At 58.5% G+C, this 18,084-nt stretch carries 14 protein-coding genes and 2 pseudogenes; 5 read left to right on the top strand and 11 right to left on the bottom strand.

The features are described 5' to 3' along the window. Positions 1-342: 342 nt before the first annotated feature. The 8 genes and pseudogenes from ACI944_RS03830 to ACI944_RS03795 form a co-directional block, all read right to left on the bottom strand. Positions 343-1,020, bottom strand: coding sequence for a helix-turn-helix domain-containing protein (locus tag ACI944_RS03830; RefSeq protein ID WP_411717748.1), 678 nt, complete (start codon positions 1,018-1,020; stop codon positions 343-345). 51 nt (positions 1,021-1,071) lie between these two features. Next, positions 1,072-1,646, bottom strand: a pseudogene (locus tag ACI944_RS03825) (short-chain dehydrogenase); the annotation flags it as partial. Positions 1,647-1,778: 132 nt separating this feature from the next. Beyond that, positions 1,779-2,546, bottom strand: a complete 768-nt coding sequence (locus ACI944_RS03820; RefSeq protein ID WP_411717747.1) for an SDR family oxidoreductase — start codon at positions 2,544-2,546, stop codon at positions 1,779-1,781. Between the two features lie 195 nt (positions 2,547-2,741). After that, positions 2,742-2,993 (bottom strand): annotated as a pseudogene (locus ACI944_RS03815) (molybdenum cofactor biosynthesis protein B); the annotation flags it as partial. Between the two features lie 180 nt (positions 2,994-3,173). Continuing rightward, positions 3,174-3,971, bottom strand: coding sequence for a glycosyltransferase (locus tag ACI944_RS03810; protein WP_411717746.1), 798 nt, complete (start codon positions 3,969-3,971; stop codon positions 3,174-3,176). Between the two features lie 126 nt (positions 3,972-4,097). Then, on the bottom strand, positions 4,098-5,105 hold the full coding sequence (locus ACI944_RS03805) for a lysylphosphatidylglycerol synthase transmembrane domain-containing protein (protein WP_411717745.1): 1,008 nt from the start codon (positions 5,103-5,105) through the stop codon (positions 4,098-4,100). Positions 5,106-5,184: 79 nt separating this feature from the next. Next, complete coding sequence (locus ACI944_RS03800; protein WP_411717744.1) at positions 5,185-6,510, bottom strand: sulfatase; 1,326 nt, start codon at positions 6,508-6,510, stop codon at positions 5,185-5,187. A 29-nt stretch (positions 6,511-6,539) separates the two neighbouring features. Further along, entirely contained in the window at positions 6,540-7,682 is a 1,143-nt protein-coding gene (locus ACI944_RS03795; RefSeq protein WP_411717743.1) for an alpha-1 4-glucan-protein synthase, read from the bottom strand. 117 nt (positions 7,683-7,799) lie between these two features. Here ACI944_RS03795 and ACI944_RS03790 point away from each other — a divergent pair, with 117 nt between their 5' ends. Together ACI944_RS03790 and ACI944_RS03785 are read left to right on the top strand one after the other, a co-directional pair. Then, positions 7,800-8,273: a universal stress protein gene (locus ACI944_RS03790; protein WP_411717742.1), complete on the top strand. Its 474-nt coding sequence runs from the start codon at positions 7,800-7,802 to the stop codon at positions 8,271-8,273. 144 nt (positions 8,274-8,417) lie between these two features. Then, positions 8,418-10,187, top strand: a complete 1,770-nt coding sequence (locus tag ACI944_RS03785) for an SLC13 family permease (RefSeq protein ID WP_411717741.1) — start codon at positions 8,418-8,420, stop codon at positions 10,185-10,187. A 488-nt stretch (positions 10,188-10,675) separates the two neighbouring features. Here ACI944_RS03785 and ACI944_RS03780 read toward each other — a convergent pair whose 3' ends face one another. Next, positions 10,676-11,050: a tautomerase gene (locus ACI944_RS03780; RefSeq protein WP_411717740.1), complete on the bottom strand. Its 375-nt coding sequence runs from the start codon at positions 11,048-11,050 to the stop codon at positions 10,676-10,678. A gap of 590 nt (positions 11,051-11,640) precedes the next feature. Here ACI944_RS03780 and ACI944_RS03775 point away from each other — a divergent pair. After that, positions 11,641-12,822, top strand: coding sequence for a tubulin/FtsZ family protein (locus ACI944_RS03775; protein ID WP_411717739.1), 1,182 nt, complete (start codon positions 11,641-11,643; stop codon positions 12,820-12,822). A gap of 47 nt (positions 12,823-12,869) precedes the next feature. Next, positions 12,870-14,033 (top strand): tubulin/FtsZ family protein, encoded by a 1,164-nt coding sequence (locus tag ACI944_RS03770; RefSeq protein ID WP_411717738.1) that lies wholly within the window; start codon positions 12,870-12,872, stop codon positions 14,031-14,033. A 119-nt stretch (positions 14,034-14,152) separates the two neighbouring features. Here the strand turns inward: ACI944_RS03770 and uvsE are convergent, their stop codons facing one another. Further along, positions 14,153-15,070: a UV DNA damage repair endonuclease UvsE gene (gene uvsE, locus ACI944_RS03765; protein ID WP_411717737.1), complete on the bottom strand. Its 918-nt coding sequence runs from the start codon at positions 15,068-15,070 to the stop codon at positions 14,153-14,155. 197 nt (positions 15,071-15,267) lie between these two features. Between uvsE and ACI944_RS03760 the strand changes: the two genes are divergently transcribed. Then, positions 15,268-16,161: an alpha/beta fold hydrolase gene (locus tag ACI944_RS03760; RefSeq protein WP_411717736.1), complete on the top strand. Its 894-nt coding sequence runs from the start codon at positions 15,268-15,270 to the stop codon at positions 16,159-16,161. 151 nt (positions 16,162-16,312) lie between these two features. Here the strand turns inward: ACI944_RS03760 and ACI944_RS03755 are convergent, their stop codons facing one another. After that, a complete protein-coding gene (locus ACI944_RS03755; RefSeq protein ID WP_411717735.1) occupies positions 16,313-17,800 on the bottom strand; it encodes a carotenoid oxygenase family protein in 1,488 nt (495 codons plus the stop codon). Positions 17,801-18,084 lie beyond the last annotated feature (284 nt).

Here is an 18,084-nt window from a genome sequence, read left to right as displayed (position 1 = left end):
AACGGGAAAGGACTGCCGCCAGGATACGACCACGGGCTTGGCTGAGCCACCTCGCTTCGGTTGAAGCGAGGGTGGCAGAGAGCGACAGCTTTGTTTTGAGATCCGTCTGAGCGACGGAGGCAGCGGAAAACAAGAAGATGTTTGACAGTATTTTACCATCCCTTAGCGTCAGAACCATTCTTCGTCTCGTTTCGCCGCCCTTACCGCGTGAGGAGAGACTTTTGCTGCCGTCGTTATCAAGAGAGCGGACAACTAGCGATAGTAGAGTCAAATGCACGTGATAGTATCGAACGGGCCAGAGACTGATACGGGCGATAGACGAACTCTCGGAGGGGTTCGTGGCTACCGTGGCAAGACGCTCATATACTGCTGTGGGCCAACTGTCTCGCTTATTAGTTGTTGTTCAGCTCTGCGAAGGAGATCAGACGCCGCGGCCGCCGAAACGCCGAGTTCGGCCGCAAGACCATCCGTCGAGAATTGACGCGGGGAGTCGTAGTACCCCTCGGCGAAGGCAATCGAGATGGCCCGGTACTGCTTGTCAGTCAACCCGAACTGGTCGCGTTCGCCGGCGTTTTCGGGGTCTGACGCGATGTTCAACAACTCGAATGGAATGTCGTGGACCTTGCACCGATCTCGGAGTGTGATCAACGACTCATAATCCGAGAATACCTTCTGTTCGCGAATCCCGTCGCTAGTCACCGTCGCATCCATTAGCACGCCTTCGATCTTTTCTGGGTCGTGAGACACGGCGAGATTCGAGTCGTCTCTCACGACGAGTTGATAGAACCAGCCGTCGGCGGTCCGTTCAATTTCCATTGCATCGATAATTTCGGTGGCTGCGTCCAGCTCTTGATCGAACACCTCACGTGATTCGCTATCGACAGTTACTGTCATCAGTATTTTATTATCGCTGAGTATAAACGGGTTCGAGATTGAAAGCTCGCCACTTGGAATCGACTCTGCGAGTCCAACGAGAGAGAGCGTGCGATCAGCCAAGAGAATCTCTGCGACGAGTACCATGGTAGATTGTTTGTTTCGGTGTGTGTAGTTTCAAGTTTGCATTGGGGCCATTCAGTGGTGTGGTCTGGCCGTCTGTGATGTCTCAAGATCGTACTCGACACCGGTCAGTTGCTCGCTCAGTTCCCAGAGTCGCGCTGCGTCGGCTTCGTGGTGAGTCGATTCCTGTCGTTCGGGTGACCCTCGCATGTTCATAAAACCGCTGGGGCCGCAGTAGGCGCCACCCTCGACATCGGTGGCTGTCGCGGCGTACAGCAGCGGGAGCGCTCCCTGTCCGGCAGACTGGGCGAAGACGGCATTTGCGACCCGCATTAATCCATATCGGAGTGTCGACCCCATTTTCTCGGGACCACGGTACTGCAGGTTGGTATCGGCGTAGCTTGGATGACAGGCAACACTCAGCGTGTCCGTGTGTCCCGCCTCGGCAAGACGACGCTGGAGTTCGTAGGCAAAAAGCAGGTTTGCTAGTTTGCTTTCCCGTAGGCGTCTCACTTACCGTCGGAGTTCTTTCGATGCAGGTCGTTGAACTCAATGGTCCCTGGTGTGTGGGCAGTACCGGAGTGGGTTACGGTCCGCATTTCACCATCAGTTTCGACGAGTCGATCCAGCAGATGGCCGGTCAGCGCGAAATCACACCAGCGTTGTTACCGCTGTGGGTGACAGCCACTACATCTTCTGACGCCGAGATACCGTCTCTGACGCTGTGCGACGACGAACAATCGATCCACCTCCCAAGCCGTCTTGCGTTCAACAGGACCGTTCTAGTTCATCGTCTGTCCGGTCGGCCGAATCATGAGCTCGTTGACGTCGACGTGCTTGGGTTGATTAGTTGCGTACACGATCCCTCGGGCAATGTCCTCGGGTGCCAGCGTTGGGACATCCATTTCGGCGAGTTGTTCGAGGAGTTGCTCGTCAGGGATGTGAGTCGGGAGCTCGGTATCAACTGCACCCGGTTCGATGATCGTGGTTCGGATGTCTTGTGGGGAGAGTTCCTGTCGAATGGCGTCAGTGAAGGCATTGACACCGAACTTCGTGGCGTTGTAGCCACTTCCGCTGACCATCGTTTCACGCCCTGCGACTGATGAGACATTGACGACGTGGCCGCTGTCTTGCTGTTGCATGATAGGAACCACAGCGTGTGTGAGGTTCATGAGCCCCATCAGATTCACCTCGACCATCTGCCGGAGGTTCGATCGGTCGGCTCGTTCGAGTGGCTCGAGAAGCATCACGCCAGCGTTGTTCACGAGGACGTCGACCCGGCCGTACTCGTCCATGGTCGTCTCGACCAAATTGTTGATATCGGCTTCCTCTGTGACATCGGTCTCGACGACGAGTGCGTCGCCACCGCTTGTGGTAATTCGGTCTGCAAGCGCCTCTAGTTTTTCGACACGCCGTGCTGCAATCACGACGCTTGCACCCTCTGTGGCAAGTACTTCGGCAGTCGCCTCGCCGATTCCTGACGACGCGCCGGTTACGATAGCAACGCTGTCGGAAAGGTACTCGCTGTCAGGCGATTGGCTATTAGACATCAATAGCGTGTATGTGATACGATGGTGAGCGCATTGTGCTTACTGATAAGCCCATTTATATACTACCGGGGAATGGTCGTACTGACAAACAACAGTTGGTTAATCCCGAATAACTTCGAAGACGATGTTATCAATCGCGGTCACTAATTGTGTCTCACCGATTCCCTCGCGTGCTGGATTCTTGTACGTCGGTGGTCATGGGACCTCCTTGCCGCCGGACCTCTCGGTTGTATGCCAGGTTGCGAGTCCGGCGAGGTGCGGGGCTGCCTCGGCGATAATCTCCGCCGTGGCGAGTTTGACGGCGTTCACACTTCCCGGAAGCACGAACACTGGCGCGTCGCGGGCGATGCCCGCTGTCGCACGGGTCGAAACGATACGCGCCCGGACATCTTCCCACGAGAGCCACCGGACGGCCTCGCCGAAGCCCGGCAGTTCGCGGTCGAAGAGCACGCTCGCCGTCCGGCACTCGAAAACCGAACGCCAGCTGAAAAAATCCTTAACTAGACAGTGCCGGCCCCGTATCAAGCACTATCGTCTACCATCTCTCATCTGAGGGTGTCGCAAATATGCGCGGGTGCTCCCGCTGTCAATTACGTATACTTCTGGACAGTGCCTTACAGCACGGCCTCAGTTGTCAACATTCGTCTCAAACAGCCGTTCGGCGGCGTACGACAACTTATTGGCGGGGTTCGCGATCCGGGTGAAATAGCTAGTCGGGCCCATTTCTCGCTCGATCTTCGCAGCGACCCACCACCGCCGAGGCGACGTTGCCGACGTTGATGGAACGGTACTGTAGACGCAGGTCTGGTGACTGAACGCGACATCCCCGCGTTCTTGAAGTTTCGAGACGAGAATTCCGTCTTCCAAGCAGTCAATCTCCGAGCTTCGGAGATCCTCGTCGGGTTCCATTCGGTAGCCGTTGACCGCGTAGAAGTCGTCAGCTCTGAATGCCATGCCGCGACCCTTCGGCAGTCTTTCGGCGTTTTGATAGAATGTGAAGAACCGTTTTATGATCGGGTTCTCCATGGGTTCGTGCGGCGACACCGGGCCGCCGAACACGCTATATTGTTCGTCTTCAAGCGCTTCGACAGCCATCTCCACGAAGGTCTCTTCAAGAGCCGAATCCCCTTCGAGCCGAACGATAACGTCGTCTGATCTCTCGGGTGGGTCACTGGAAAATTCGGCGGCTTTCTCCGCGCCGAACTGCGATGAGGATCGGACTCCCGCTCCCTCAAGCACGTGCAGGTCGATCGTGAATTCGGCCTCTGCAGCTATCCGTTTTATCTCATCATGTGTCGAATCCGTACTCCCTCCATCAACTACGACGAGCTTCGAGATAGGGTGTGTCTGTTCTTGAAGCGACGAGATCGCCCGCGCGATACGCTCTCCTTCGTTTAACACTGGCATGAAAGCCGTGACCGTCATATGAATTGTATCTTATCCCCTCGGCATAGCTATTAAAATTAAATGGTTCAAGCGTACGGAGAGGATATGTATCGTATTTATTCACAACGTGATCTCCATTGCCACTGGGAGTCCGAATTGACTGAGTCACTCGCTGGACAGTCCTGTATTGTTGAGGCTGACGAAACTGAGATACCCGAAGACTACCCCAGGGAGATACGTACCAACACGATAGAGGATCGCAATACTCGTGGCAGTCGCGCCGGCGACCGGGAAGAAAAGCACGATCAGACCGGCGAATCCGGCCTCGAACGTCCCCATGCTTCCGGGGGTGGGTGAAAACGTCAGAATCGCTGAGAGCGCCACAACGAGAAGAATCGTATGCGCAACCGGTTCGACGCCGACTGACAACAGCGAAAAGTAGACCGCGCCGATGTGACCGACAACAGCGACGTGAGAGAGCAGCAACGTCGGAACGATTTTTCGGGGGTGATCCCCGATGTCGCGCATTCGCGACAGTACCTTTCGACCCTTCTGTTTCAGGGATTCGACGTAGGGCTGCCAGCGTCCGAACTCAGCGGTAAATGGAATGACGTGATCAATATAGTCGAAAACGGACTGGATCCCGCCGAACCAGAGGAGATAGATCGTCACTATCGACCCGACGACCAATACCACTACCAGGGGGACGACCTCCGCTACCGCACTCCCGACCGTTCCGAAGACGAGTATGTACAGAATGGCGACGGCCCCGAACGTGACGAACGGAAACGCGTTGGATAGGTCGGACGATGAAACACTTGACAGCGCCTGTGGGAACGTCGCATCCGTTCGACTCGAGATGAAATGGGCGACGAATGGCTCCCCGCCAAACCGACCGAGCGGCGTCACGGCGTTCAGGAACGTGCCGGCCAATAACAGTCGGAGCGACTCCCGAAACCGGATCCGGATATCGAGGAGGCCGAAGAACCGGTGCCAGACTATCGACCACATCAAAAGCGTGAAACAACCGCACATGATCGTCAGCGCCACGTATCCGAGATCGGACCTGAAAAGCACTCGCATGAACTCCCTGTAATCCGAGACGTACACCAACCCGGCGAGGATACTAGTCGAAACCAGATACCAGAGCAGCCGTTTGATTCTACTGCTCATATATGATACACGGTCGTTGAATGTACCGACCCCGACCCGTTTGCCGACAGAGTGATCCGATTCATTTACTCATTGGCGTTTATCGGTACCCGAGCTCCTCAAGGCGTTCTTTGACCGCTTGCTGCTCATCTTCGCTTGCGCCGGAACCGCTGTCGCCCCCCACGTCACCGAGTCCGTCGAGCAATCGTCTGTGCTTCGTGCCGACGCGGCGTGTTTCTCCCGTCTCGAGATCGACTCGCGTGTACGACACCGTGCCGTCTTTCTGCTCGATTTTGACGAGTTTTTCGCCGCTAGTGCGGTAAAACCGGTACTTCCGGTAGTACTGATCCATCTGGTCGTCGGCGATGTAGCGTTTGAACACCTCCGGGAACTCATAGCCGCCGGGGGCTCCATCCGACCCAAGGTCGTTGTAACTTTCTAGCCCTGCGAGTTGCGGGAGATGCCAGTACAGTTCTCTGAGCTCCACGAGCCGGTCGTCTCTGGAGGCGGGGGTGTCCGGATGGCGAATCAAAAGCGGGACCGAGATAACCTCGTCGCGTACCGTGAACTGGTGTCCGAAGAAGTCGTTCTCGCCGAGTGCTTGCCCGTGATCGCCCGCGATAGCCAACACAGCATCATCCAGTCCGTGATCCGCCAGGGCACGATCCAATCGACCAATCAGGTCGTCGGTGTAATCAGCGGAGGCGCTATACGCCTTCCGGAGTTCGTCATAGTCCGCTTCGCCAGCAAAAAAGTCCTCGTTATCGTCGGGCACGCCGCTCAGATCACGGACATCGTGTCGGTCAAGATATTCGTTCGGCGCTTCGTACGGCTCGTGTGGCTCCATCAGATTGACGAACAGAAAGAACCGCTCGTCGCTGTGTGCTTGAATATAGTCGATCGCAGCGGCAATCGTCTCCTCCGAACGGCACGTTGTATCGATATCGATCGCATCAAACACCCGGTTCAGCGGTTCCACGACTGGTCGCCGCACCCGTTCGTCCACCTGTTCGAAGAGTCTAGAGGCTGTTCGGTACAGCCGCTGGAGCGGCGTCAGCCCGCCCACGCCGAGAAAGTTCTCCACGCTCTCGAACCCATCGGCCATCCCCTTATGTGGCGTCACCCAGATATTGGGCGTGATGGCGGCTGTACGGTATCCGTGGTCGCTGAATTTCTCCGCCAACGTTTGTTCGTTCGTCTCGAGATGTGCGTTCTTGTTTGTTGCTTCGTGCTCCCAGGGATACGTGCCGGTGAACATCGAGGCGTGGGATGGAAGCGTCCACGGTGCCTGTGCGACCGCGTCCTCGTACACGGTCGATTCATCGGCGATTCGATCGATATGCTCGGTGAAATCGATCGCGTCATTGTACACGCCGAGGTGGTCGCGCCGCATGGAGTCAAGTACGACAAAGACCGTGGTCCGCATGTGATTCGGTTTTCGTTCTGTATCGCGAATTACTCTTTTGATTGTAGCTCGCGAACGGCCATGAGCCACCGATCCATTTTCTCGACCACGACATCGATGAATTCGGCGTTGTCATACGGCGAAAAATCGAACTCGTCGACTGCGGTTATCATCTTTTCATAGGCGTCAATGTAGTTGGCAGCATCGTCGGGCGCCGTATCGAGTGCTTCCCAGAAGTGTTCGTTCAATTCCAGGGCGGGGACCTCATTGTTCAGATCGCCGAACGTGCTCCGTTCGGCTTTGTTGTGCTCACAGAGTGGGAAGCCATTGGTAATTGTTTTATCGAGCATGTCGGCCGCCTTTTTCAGTGTGAGCCCCGACCAAATGTCGTCAAATCGGCCGATCTCCCACTCGTTGTCGTCCATCGGGAATTGATAGAACGCCGGGATGACTTCTCGCTTGAACGCGAGATTCATCGAACAGACCGTCAGGAAGTTTCCTTCGGCGGCTGCGAAACTGTGCGTAAAGTCGCTTCGTCGGGTCAGTGTCTGAGCCTGTCCGTCGAGATCGCCATCCATCAGGATACGAACCGCATCAAGATCGGGGATGTTCGTCCACAGTCCCTGTGACGCGACGATCTCATTCGTCTCCCGTTCCTCCGTCGTTATTTTCTCGTCCATCGCCGAATACGGGTACCCGCGCGGGTAGAGCTCGTGTCGTTCGACGTTTTGATACAACACGTTGACCCACCGCGTATCGGAGGCGACGTGTTCGATCGTTTTTGTGGCCCCTAACTGGTCGAGATGCGTCCCAAAGAAATCGAACTCCGGGTGGGGTGCCGTGTCATCATCGAGGAAGACACCGTATTCGAACGCCGGCCGGTTCCACATGTAAAGTAATCCGAAGCTGGTTTCGGCGTGTGATGCCGCCGGAACGACATCCGAATAGGCACCGACACCGTGTCGGTCGTACCACGCACCTCGCTCACGGCCACCGAACACGGCCCCATCGACGCCGAGTCGATCGAGCAGTTCCCGCATCCCATCTGTGTCGCAGAAATCTTCAGTCACCATCAGAATAAAGAGTCGATCGGTATCGAACCCACTTGCGTCGGCGTTTCGAACGTAAGACTCGATAAACTCTGGATTCCGTACTGTCGGGATAATAACGCAGGTATCGGGAGTACCCACCATCTGTTATTCGCCGATACTTACACGAGACAATAATGCGTTGTCATTTCACGACGCCATTCTGGAACAGTCACACTACAGGGGTCAACATCTTTACCGCTCAAATCAAAACTGCCAGGCATGTACCGTGTCCTACTCCCAATCGATACGAGTGAATCGCGAGCACGCGCACAGGCCGAGGCCGTCCTCGATATGCCAGTGGCCGCCGGCGACATCGCCGTTGACATCGTCCACGTCCACGAGGAGGCGTCGACAACCGACCCTCAGTGGGCTGCCGGTGAGAGCTTCAGCGATGCTTTCACCGAGGAGATGGCCGAGGAGCTTCGCAACGTCGATCGCATTCCCTCGGCGGTAGAAACTGCGTTCCATCTTCTTGAGTCGAACGACGTCGAGTTCACCGTTCACGAGCGGAGTGGCGAGCCAGCCGTAGAAATCCTCGAGTTTGCAGAGGAGCGTGACAGCAACGTGATTACCCTCGGCGTGAGTGGCCGGTCACCGGTCGGCAAAGTGTTGTTCGGCAGCGTCGCACAGGCAGTGATTCTATCCAGTGATCGGCCGGTGACGCTGGTACCAAAGAATGCATCGGAGTCGTAGGAGGATTGCGTCGATTCGGTCTTGAACCGCGAGAGAAGGTGAGGACTGTCGTTTACGATCACATAATAGACCTGATACCGCATCCCCACAGTGTGGTAGCTGGTGGCACAAAATTTATTTCATAGGACTTTAACCCGATTATTTATGGGGGATCAATCACGCCTGAAAAAGGTATGGGGGTACTGTTGGCAACTCGACCGACACACTAGGAACGCCCTCCGGATGCGCCCGACGGCACTCCTCGACTATTCGAACCTGACGCCGGAGGAGCGGGAGCTGGCGGAGCAACTCGCCACCGACGGCGGTCGCGACGAGCGAGAGCAGGCGGTCGGCGCTGGCGGTGCTGGCGGGAGTGGTGACGACGGCGATGATGGGTCAGCGTTCGACGTGGGCGGTCAGTACGAACTCCGGCAGAAGGTCGGCTTGATACTAGGCCCGTTGTTGTTCGCGGCGATCATGCTCGTGCCGACCCCTGAGGGATTATCACCGGGCGGGCAGGCAGTCGCCGCGACCACGGCGTGGGTGGCGGTGTGGTGGATCGGCGAAGCGATCCCAATCCCGGCGACATCGCTGCTACCGATCGTGTTGTTCCCGGTCACCGGAGCGCTCGACGTGGATGCGACCACCGCACCCTACGCCAACGACCTGATTTTCCTGTTCATGGGCGGGTTTTTTATTGCGATGGCGATGCAGCGTTGGGATCTCCACCGGCGCATCGCGCTCCGGACGATCCGGGTGGTCGGTACCGGCCCGGAACGCATCATTCTCGGGTTCATGATCGCGACGGCGTTTCTCTCAATGTGGGTCTCGAACACCGCGACGACGATGATGATGACGCCCATCGGGCTCGCCGTCATCATCCAGACGGGCGATATTATAGATCGGAGCAGGGGGGACATCCCGACAGCACAAGGCGAGTTCAAATTCGGCACAGGGCTGATGCTCTGTATCGGCTATTCGGCCTCCGTCGGCGGCGTCGGGACGATCATCGGGACGCCGCCGAACCTCGTGTTGGTCGGTGCGATCAACGAATCGTTCAATCAGACGATCACGTTCGCTCAGTGGATGCTCTATGGGGTCCCGATTGCTGCCCTCGGAGTCGGGATAATTTGGGTGTACGTCACTCGGTTTATAATCCCCCCAGAGATGGACCGCCTACCCGGTGGCATGGACGTCATCGACGAGGAAATTGACGCGCTCGGATCGATGACGCGCGAAGAAAAGCTCGTACTCGTTGTTTTCACCGGGACGGCAGCCGCGTGGATCTCACGATCGTTTGTCCTCCAACCCATCATTCCCGGCATCGCCGATAGCATGATCGCGATTGCCGGTGCGCTGGTACTCTTTTTGATCCCCGCCCGCGAGGAGGACGGCTCGTTTACCTTCCTGCTTGACTGGGAAACCGCCGTCAACATCCCCTGGGGGATCATCCTCCTGTTCGGCGGCGGGCTCTCAATCGCCGCCGGGTTTCAAGAAACCGGTCTTGCCGAGTGGATCGGTGGCCAACTCGGCGGTCTTGAGGGTGTCTCGATCGTGCTCGTTATGTCTGTTATCGTCCTGTTGACCATATTTATGACCGAAGTCACGTCAAACACCGCGACGACCGCGATGTTGATGCCGATCATGGCGTCGCTGGCGGTCGGCCTCTCGGTTCATCCGTACGGGATCATGATCGCCGCCGCGACCGCTGCGTCCTTTGCGTTCATGTTACCAGTTGCGACGCCTCCGAACGCGGTCGTCTTCGGCACGGGCTACATTTCGATGCCACAGATGGCCAAAACCGGATTTGGACTCAACATCATCGGGATCTTACTCGTGATCCTACTGGCAGTGACGTGGCTCCCCTTAATTTGGGGTATCACCCTCACTGAGCTCCCTTCGTGGGCCGGAATAGTGCTTCCCGTACCGTTCTGATCGGTCACCCGGCCCACCTCGTTACCTCGGCTCACTCGGCTGCTGTCGCCGATTGATCCACGGGCGACTCGGCGTGGACGACACCGAGCAATAATACCCTGGAATAACGGACCCGACTGCGAGAAACAGCCAGCCTGCGCGGTAGCCGAAGCTGTCGGCTAAGCGTCCAAAGGCAGGTGGGCCGATCAGGGCCCCGGTGATGAGCGCGAGTTGCCCCCGCAGTTGCCCCACCCATCTCGTCGGCTGGAACGATCGTCGCCATACAGGAGTAGTAGACGCCGGTGTACCCGAACACGAAGAACCCGAGGGCGGAAAAAGCGACTGCGCTGGCGATCGGGGTGGTAGTTGTAGCCACGATGATAAAAAGCACGCCGCTGGCCAGCGTCTGACCGATGAGCAGCACGGCAACGAGCGAGACTGTCCGCCAGTACGATCGGTTCATCACGGGTGAGTTAGGTGCTTCGATGGCCTGTGAGGCCTGGAGGTGGTCACTCGTCGTTCCACTCGCCGCCGACGCGGTCGACACCCATCATCGCCTCCCCGGGGTGTTCGGTGAACACGGCTTTCATGTTCTCGTCGGGAACGTCGAAGGTGGTCGCCGCGTGTTCCATCACCGTGAGCGCGAACTCGCGCTTGCGTTCAACGGAACGTCCCCGCCGAATCTCCGCATCTAAGAACACCAGCGGCCCCTCAATGGCGCGACCGAGGTGGAGGTCGGCCGGCTCGCGGTCACGGATCGTCACAGCAACGTGGCCTTGCGTCGTCGCCATCTTGGTCGTATACAACTCTGTGACCGTCTCCGCGAACGATGTTTTTTCGCCAGACGAGAGCGAAAGTGTCGTGTCGAACTGTAACAGCGGCATAGTACAGATCTCGCCGTGCTAATCTTGTATGTTCCGCTGGATCCGTAGCAGCGGTCGTTAATTTATGATCCGCCACGTCACAGAACATCGAGAAGCCGTTTGCTTACACTGTCGCGAGGACCTGCTGGTACGTTAGAACCGTGTCAGACCGGTCACTCCGTTCGTGTCCTCGTCTTGGGTGTCCACTTGACGACGCCGGTTAGCATCGTTTAGTCAGGATGGAGCTGTATGAGGTGTTCATCTCGGTCCTCTTCGGTGTCGAAGGTGTCGCCGCACACCGGACATTCAAACTCAGTTTCGTCTTCAGTCCCATTCGACATGCGCAGTATACGTTTCCTGCGGGAATAAGTGTGTGTGTGTGTGCATCCGTTGGCATCCATTTCCACGCTTGTAGCTACCACGTAATCCCGAGCAACAGTCGCCCAACTCCGAGTGATGCGGTGGCGAGTTCGGGGGCTGAACTTCCAAAACAGCCCCATTTATATATTATATGTGATAAGATTTCCATGGTACGTTGCGAAAAGCAAAAGCCAATTGTAACCGAACCAAACTAATTATACACCTCGCTACAATCAATAAAACTAAGATATATGAAACTCGCTACAATCGGTGTCGGCAACGCCGGAAGTAAGCTTGTAGACCGGATGGTCGAGTTCGAGTCAAAGACCAACCGGAGTCTTTGTCGGCACGTCCACGCGATCAACACCGCCCGAACGGACCTCGCCAAACCCGAGTATATCCCCAAAGAACAGCGTGTTCTGGTCGGCGACACGAATCAGAAATCGAAGGGCCACGGCGTCGGCGGCGACGTCGAGATCGGTGCGGAGGTCATGTCCGCGGATGTCGACGAGATCCGTCGCGCCTTCGATGATATAGAGATTCACAACGTTGACGCAATCCTCGTCGCTGCAGGCCTCGGTGGTGGCACCGGAAGCGGGGGCGGTCCCGTTGTTATCGACGCCCTCCAAGATATGTACGACGAGCCGGTGTACGCTCTCGGTGTCCTCCCCGGCGAATACGAGGGCGGCCGCCCGGCACTGAACGCCGCTCGATCCCTCCAATCGTTCGTCAACAAGGTCGATAACTTCATCGGATTCGATAACGACGCCTGGCGCGCCCGAGAACAGACGATTGAGGAAGGATACGAGGAGATGAACCGCGAACTGGCGGCCCGAATCGTAACGCTGCTAGCAGCGGGCGAAACCGACGATACGGAGGTCGCAGAGAACGCGATGGACTCGAGTGACATCATCCGAACGCTCGCCACCGACGGGGTCTCTTCGATCGGCTATGCCGCCACAGCCGTCGATGCGCAGCCGGAAGGGTTACTTGATAGGTGGGGCGGAGACGGGACCGCCGAGGCTTCCTTAGACGACGCCAGCCAGGCGAAAAAGATCAAATCGCTCGTCCGCCGGGCGACTAACTCGCGACTGACGCTGCCCTGTGAGGTGTCGAGCGCCGAGCGAGTGCTCGTCGTGGTGTCCGGACCGCCCAGCGAATTCTCCCGCAAGGGTATCGAGAGCGCTCGCCAGTGGCTTGAACAGGAGGCCGGGACTGTCGAGATTCTGGTCGGTGACGATCCCCGAGAAAACTCGTCGCGACTCGCTGCGGCTGTACTCCTCTCGAACGTCTCGGACGCACCGCGAATCGAGACGCTGCAGAATCAAGCCGTCGACGCGCAAGAACAGATCGCCGAGCAGGAAGCCGCTCGCGAGGAGAAGATCAACGATCTGATTACGGACGAAAACGACGACCTCGACCCCGTTGTCTGAACCGTGTCACCAATTGAACACGCTTCAGGTTTGCATCGAGGGCAGCGATGAAACTCGCGCTCGTCGGTGTCGGTGGTGCCGGGAGCCGTCTCGTCGATGTGATTCGCGGTATCGAAACCAACGGTGATCGACAGCTGTGTCACGGGAACCTGCTAACGATCGATATTTCACACACGATCGGCGATGATTTCGATCACGTTCCTCAAGAGCAGCGCGTGACGATCGGCGACACGCACCGCGAGGTCGACGACGGTGTTGGCGGCGATCAAGATCTTGCAGTCGAGGTCTCCCGCGCTGACTTTCCCGAGATACGTCGCGCTCTCGATGCGATCGCCATGCGCAAACTCGATGGCATACTGGTGGTTACAGGTCTCGGCGGCGGGACTGGGAGCGGTGCTGGGGCCGTGCTCATCGAGCGATTACAGGAGATGTACGACAAACCGGTGTACGTTCTTGGCGTCCTTCCGGGGACGAACGACGGGAGTCGCGCGGCATTGAACGCCGCTCGGTCGCTCCTGTCGATCGTACCGGCCGCCGACAGCACCCTCCTGTTTGATAACGATCGATGGGTTGGCGCTGACGCCGGTATCGACGGTGAAGACGAGGACACCGAGAGACGGTACGAGCGGGCGAACCGCGAACTGGCTTCTCGGATTCTGACGTTGTTTGCCAGGGGCGGCTCCGATCCCTCGTCGATCGGAGCGAACACGCTGGACTCCAGCGACATCATCCGCACACTCTCACCGGGCGGCGTCGCATCAATCGGCTACGCTTCGACTGAACTCGACGACGATAGTGGGGGAGTCCTGTCGTGGCTCCTATCGATACTCCCCGGTGGCGGAGAAACTGAGACGTCGGGCGAGCGGACCGACGCGGGAAAGATCCAGAGCCTGGTCAGACAGTCGCTCAATTCACAGTTGACGCTACCCTGTGAGGTATCGAGCGCCGAGCGCGTCCTTGTCGTGTTGTCCGGCCCCCCCGAGAAACTCTCTCGGCGGGGTTTCGAGAGCGCTCGCCAGTTGGTTGAAGAGGAGACGGAAACGGTCGAGGTGCTCGCCGGCGACGATCCGCGAGCAGGATCGTCAACTGTCGCGGCTACCGTGTTGCTTTCGAACGTTACGGAAGTCCCCCGGATCGACTCGATGCAACAACACGCCGTCGAACACGAACACGTCAGCGAGACACTACAGGTGTCCGAGGAATCGGACTGACTCTCTCCCATCAGCGACCTGCTTCAGTGTCAGTTGGCTCCGTCGGGACGGACCGCGTTCGCAGGTGTGACCGAAATGCCCAGCACCGAACTCGGCGACCATCGCGGCCCCAACCGAACTCAGGCCTCGTTTGTCCTCACGTCGAGTCCGTCACGAACTGCCAGCAGCGCTCGTTCCTTGCTACCTGCTTCGATCATCACGTCGGCGTGGTCGCACAACCATGCCGGGATATCGGCGACGGACTCGGCGTGTGCTTGCGGCCGAGTCGTCGGCTCGCGAAGCCGCTTCGGCTCGGAATAGTGAACGGCCGGCCGAACCGCCCCCCACGTGTCGGCGGCGATCTCGAACGCTTCTCGGTAGGTGTACCCTCGATCCGTGAACGAATGGTGGTGATAGTCGAAGACGACGGGTACACCGGTTCGTTCGCTCACCTGTTCAGTCAGTTCGGGAACGCTCCACAGGTTCTCTTTGTCGTCATTTTCGACAGTTACCCGTCGCCGCGCGCCCGGAGAGAGACGCCTGACGGCCTCGCAGAACCGGCCGGCGGTGGCGTCTTTGTCCCCGTAGGTCGCCCCGATGTGGACGTTGATGCCGTAGTACGGCGATCGATCGAGACCCATCAGATCGAGCCAGTCGGCGTGGTATTCGACGGCGGTGACGGCCCGTTCGACGGTATCGTCGGAATCGCTTGCGAGTTTACACCAGTAGTCCGGATGGAATGTCAGCCGCATCCCGGCCTCGTCGATCAGGTCACCGCATCGACGCGCGAGGGTCTCGATCTCGCCGTAGTCCGGCAGCGCCGACAGCTCGAACTGCGAGTTCCAGGGGACGAGTTCCGAGGTGCAGCGATAAAACCGGATGCCGTGGTCGAGATTCCACTGTAGGATCTCGTACAGGTCGGCAAAGTTCTGACGGGTCAGGTCCGAGACGTACGGGAGCCCGCGGGACTCGTAGGTCTTTTTTTGCATACTGCGGTTGCAGCGGAGCGGGTCGGAGCGGTCACGAAGCGTTCGGTTGAGACACGGATAGCCAAGCACTACCGCAGGTAGGACTCCGCAACGGTTAGCTCACACGGCTTCGGAGGCCGAGGAGAACTAACGGTGTTGTCGGGAATCCGTTTGCGTGCCCACCTCGGGGTACATACTGTGCTGTCCGGTCACGTTTTTGAGGGATAACGGCTCTCCGAGATCAGCGGTCACAAAGCGCATTACTCCCGCGGACGAAGCGACGATAGGTGATTTCAGTGTCGAATGAGACCGCTACAGTATCACATCTCAGTTCGGCAGAGGCGACGTTCTGGGAGGTGAACGGGGTTACGTTACATGTCGTTGAGGCGGGAAATCCCGAAGACCCACTCGTCGTCTTACTTCACGGCTTTCCGGAGTGTTGGTACGGGTGGTCCGAGTACGTCGAGCCCTTCGTCGATGCCGGGTATCGCGTACTCGTCCCCGATCAACGGGGCTACAATCGGAGCGACAAACCGGAGGGCGTGCGTTCATACCGACTACAATCGCTTTCGAAGGATATCGTCTCGCTGATCGGCTCGGAGGGATGCACGAATGCCCACCTCATCGGCCACGACTGGGGGGCAGCCGTCGCCTGGGACGTGGCGCTTCGCCACCCGGAAGCGGTCGATCGACTCGGCATCCTCAACGTTCCTCACCCCTCGGTGTTTCGGCGGACGATTCTCCGAAGCCCGACGCAGCTGCGTAAGAGTTGGTACATGTTCTACTTTCAGCTTCCACGCCTCCCGGAGTGGGTGCTGAAACGGTTGGCGTTCGAGCCGCTGGTCGATGTGATGCGTGATGGGGCGAACCCGGGTACGTTCGACGACGAACGACTGCGGCGATACCGGGAGGCGTGGTCACGCCCCGGAGCGTTGACGGCGATGCTGAACTGGTATCGGGCGGTGCGCCACTACGAGGCGCCGCCCCGCGAGTCCGTGCGTGCGCCGACGCGGATCGTCTGGGGTGAGCACGACGACGCGCTCGTTCCCGAGATGGCGTCGGCAAGCCTCCGATACTGCGAGACTGGTGACCGACACCAGTACGCCGATGCCACGCACTGGCTCACTCACGAACACCCCGACCGTGTCAGCGAGGCGCTACTCGAACATCTTGAATCGTAGCCACGTGTCCACCGTGGCCGCGGGGGCTTGGCAGTTCGTCGGTCCGTTCCACCGGTCTTGTCTTGACCAGCCACCGGCAACGGCTATAAAACAAGCTCACAAGCCGACACGCCAATTTCGAGTCGACACTCCTGCTGGTGACGGCGCGTGCTTATCTAGCTTTGTTCACCCGGATTTCCGGGAAGTAGCGGCCGTGGAAGTCGAACGGAGCGGCGTGTGGCAACTCAACCCGCGCCCGTTCTTCGAAGCGCTCGCCATCGAGCACGAGCAGTCGAGAGCGCTCGGCACCGACATCTAGAGCGACCGTGAGCACGACACCGGCGTCCGCCGACCCGTCCGGTCGCGGAACGAAGATCGGCTCGCCAAAGTAGTCACCGCCGCCATCGAACTCCACCACGCCGTCGGTTCGTGTGTCATACTTCAGTATGCCGGTGGCCCACTCAGTCGCCGGTTGATCCAAACTCATCGCGTACACGTACCGGTGAGGCCGACACCATCGCGCCGGTGAGACGGTCGGCAGCGCAGTTCCGTCGTCGTACAGCATCTCCCGGCGGACGGTCGCGGGGTTCGTGTCGTAGCGGGCTGTCCCGGTCACACCACCGAGATCAACCGTGAACCGTTCGATTCGACCGGCGATAGCGTCGAGGTTCCCCTGCCGGAGGCTCTCGATGGAGAGTTCGCCGATCGCCGTCGCGTCCGGGATCGTCTCGAGATCGAACACCACTTCCGAACCGCCGGCGCGCTCGAAAGCGTTGACATGATGGAAGCCGAACACGGCATCCGTTACCGGTTCGGCGATCGTCTCACCGCTGGTTCGGTCGATGACGATAATCCGGGTCCCGCGCTCCGGTTGCCACTCGAACTGCTCGATAAATGGCCCCTGTCGTCCGGGCTTAAAAAAGTCCAGCGGGTTGACCCGAAGCGGGAACTCCGTGAGAATAATATAGCGCGGCGTTAGCGCGAAACTGTGCATATACGCCGGGGCATCGGTATCGATGCTGCCGATGTGTCGTCGGCCGCCATCGCCCGATACGGCGTGGACGTGATAGGTACTGGTGCGGCCGAACTCCGTCTCGACGTTGAACAGGGTTCCCGTCGCGGGATCGCGCTTCAAGTGCGCGCACACGAGTTGGCCGGATGGTTCGGGTCCGTCGTACTCGACGTCTCGCTTGACGCTGAGGTCGTTGGGATCGATTTCGACGGCCCGCGGTGACTCGGTTAGCGCGAGGTATCGGTCGCCGACCCGTTCGACGATAATGTTGGTGTTGTCGTACGGCTCGGTGAAAAAGCCCTTGAGCCGTTCTCTGAGCGTCGTCTCGCCGGTGGCGAAGCCGCCGTTGAATTCCCCTGCCCGTGCCGTCTCGTAGGCGTCCGTTTCGAGGAACTGATTGCGGTAGTGGACGGCATCCGCCGCCCCATCGACGGAGCCTCCCGCTTCGTTTTCAGGGTCAAACGTAAACCGATAGCACATCGCTAACCCGTCGAACCAGTGATCGACGCTACCTCCCTCAGCGATCGAGAACGTCCCGGGGCCGTTGCGAATGAGGCTTCCGGTGAGCCATTCGGGCAAGGACCCATCGACTGCGAGTGACGCCGGCTGCTCTTTCTCGAGAGAGTGAAAGCCCAAGGCAGACTCCATAGACACACCGAAGGGAGGCGGGAAATAAACGATGGCGGTCGCACTGCCCTGTCGCATCTACAGGTGGAGCAGACCGGGTGTCTCGGGGCGTGACCCCAAGGCGGTTCACGTAGCTACGACCGTGGCCCAACAGACGGTACGATACGATCGATCTCACAGCGGCATACCGGCACCGCAATCGGATACGGCGGTGCCGGTCTGCATCTGTTCGGAGTTGAACGATGAGCCGACGTTGCCGTCACGGTCAGCGATAACAATACCGGCAGTGTCATCGGTTAGTTCCT

The sequence above is a fragment of the Natronomonas sp. genome (assembly GCF_046710025.1).
Taxonomy (GTDB): Archaea; Halobacteriota; Halobacteria; order Halobacteriales; family Haloarculaceae; genus Natronomonas.
Note: the sequence above shows the minus strand (reverse complement) of the source record. Positions and strands in the feature narration are given on the sequence as shown.

Excerpts from the sequence above, each read along its gene's own strand:
- ACI944_RS03795 (WP_411717743.1), bottom strand. The coding sequence starts at position 7,682 with ATGGTGGGTACTCCCGATACCTGCGTTATTATCCCGACAGTACGGAAT.
- ACI944_RS03790 (WP_411717742.1), top strand. The coding sequence starts at position 7,800 with ATGTACCGTGTCCTACTCCCAATCGATACGAGTGAATCGCGAGCACGC.
- ACI944_RS03810 (WP_411717746.1), bottom strand. The coding sequence starts at position 3,971 with ATGACGGTCACGGCTTTCATGCCAGTGTTAAACGAAGGAGAGCGTATC.
- ACI944_RS03805 (WP_411717745.1), bottom strand. The coding sequence starts at position 5,105 with ATGAGCAGTAGAATCAAACGGCTGCTCTGGTATCTGGTTTCGACTAGT.
- ACI944_RS03820 (WP_411717747.1), bottom strand. The coding sequence starts at position 2,546 with ATGTCTAATAGCCAATCGCCTGACAGCGAGTACCTTTCCGACAGCGTT.
- ACI944_RS03780 (WP_411717740.1), bottom strand. The coding sequence starts at position 11,050 with ATGCCGCTGTTACAGTTCGACACGACACTTTCGCTCTCGTCTGGCGAA.
- ACI944_RS03830 (WP_411717748.1), bottom strand. The coding sequence starts at position 1,020 with ATGGTACTCGTCGCAGAGATTCTCTTGGCTGATCGCACGCTCTCTCTC.
- ACI944_RS03755 (WP_411717735.1), bottom strand. The coding sequence starts at position 17,800 with ATGGAGTCTGCCTTGGGCTTTCACTCTCTCGAGAAAGAGCAGCCGGCG.
- ACI944_RS03770 (WP_411717738.1), top strand. The coding sequence starts at position 12,870 with ATGAAACTCGCGCTCGTCGGTGTCGGTGGTGCCGGGAGCCGTCTCGTC.
- ACI944_RS03775 (WP_411717739.1), top strand. The coding sequence starts at position 11,641 with ATGAAACTCGCTACAATCGGTGTCGGCAACGCCGGAAGTAAGCTTGTA.
- ACI944_RS03800 (WP_411717744.1), bottom strand. The coding sequence starts at position 6,510 with ATGCGGACCACGGTCTTTGTCGTACTTGACTCCATGCGGCGCGACCAC.
- ACI944_RS03785 (WP_411717741.1), top strand. The coding sequence starts at position 8,418 with ATGGGGGATCAATCACGCCTGAAAAAGGTATGGGGGTACTGTTGGCAA.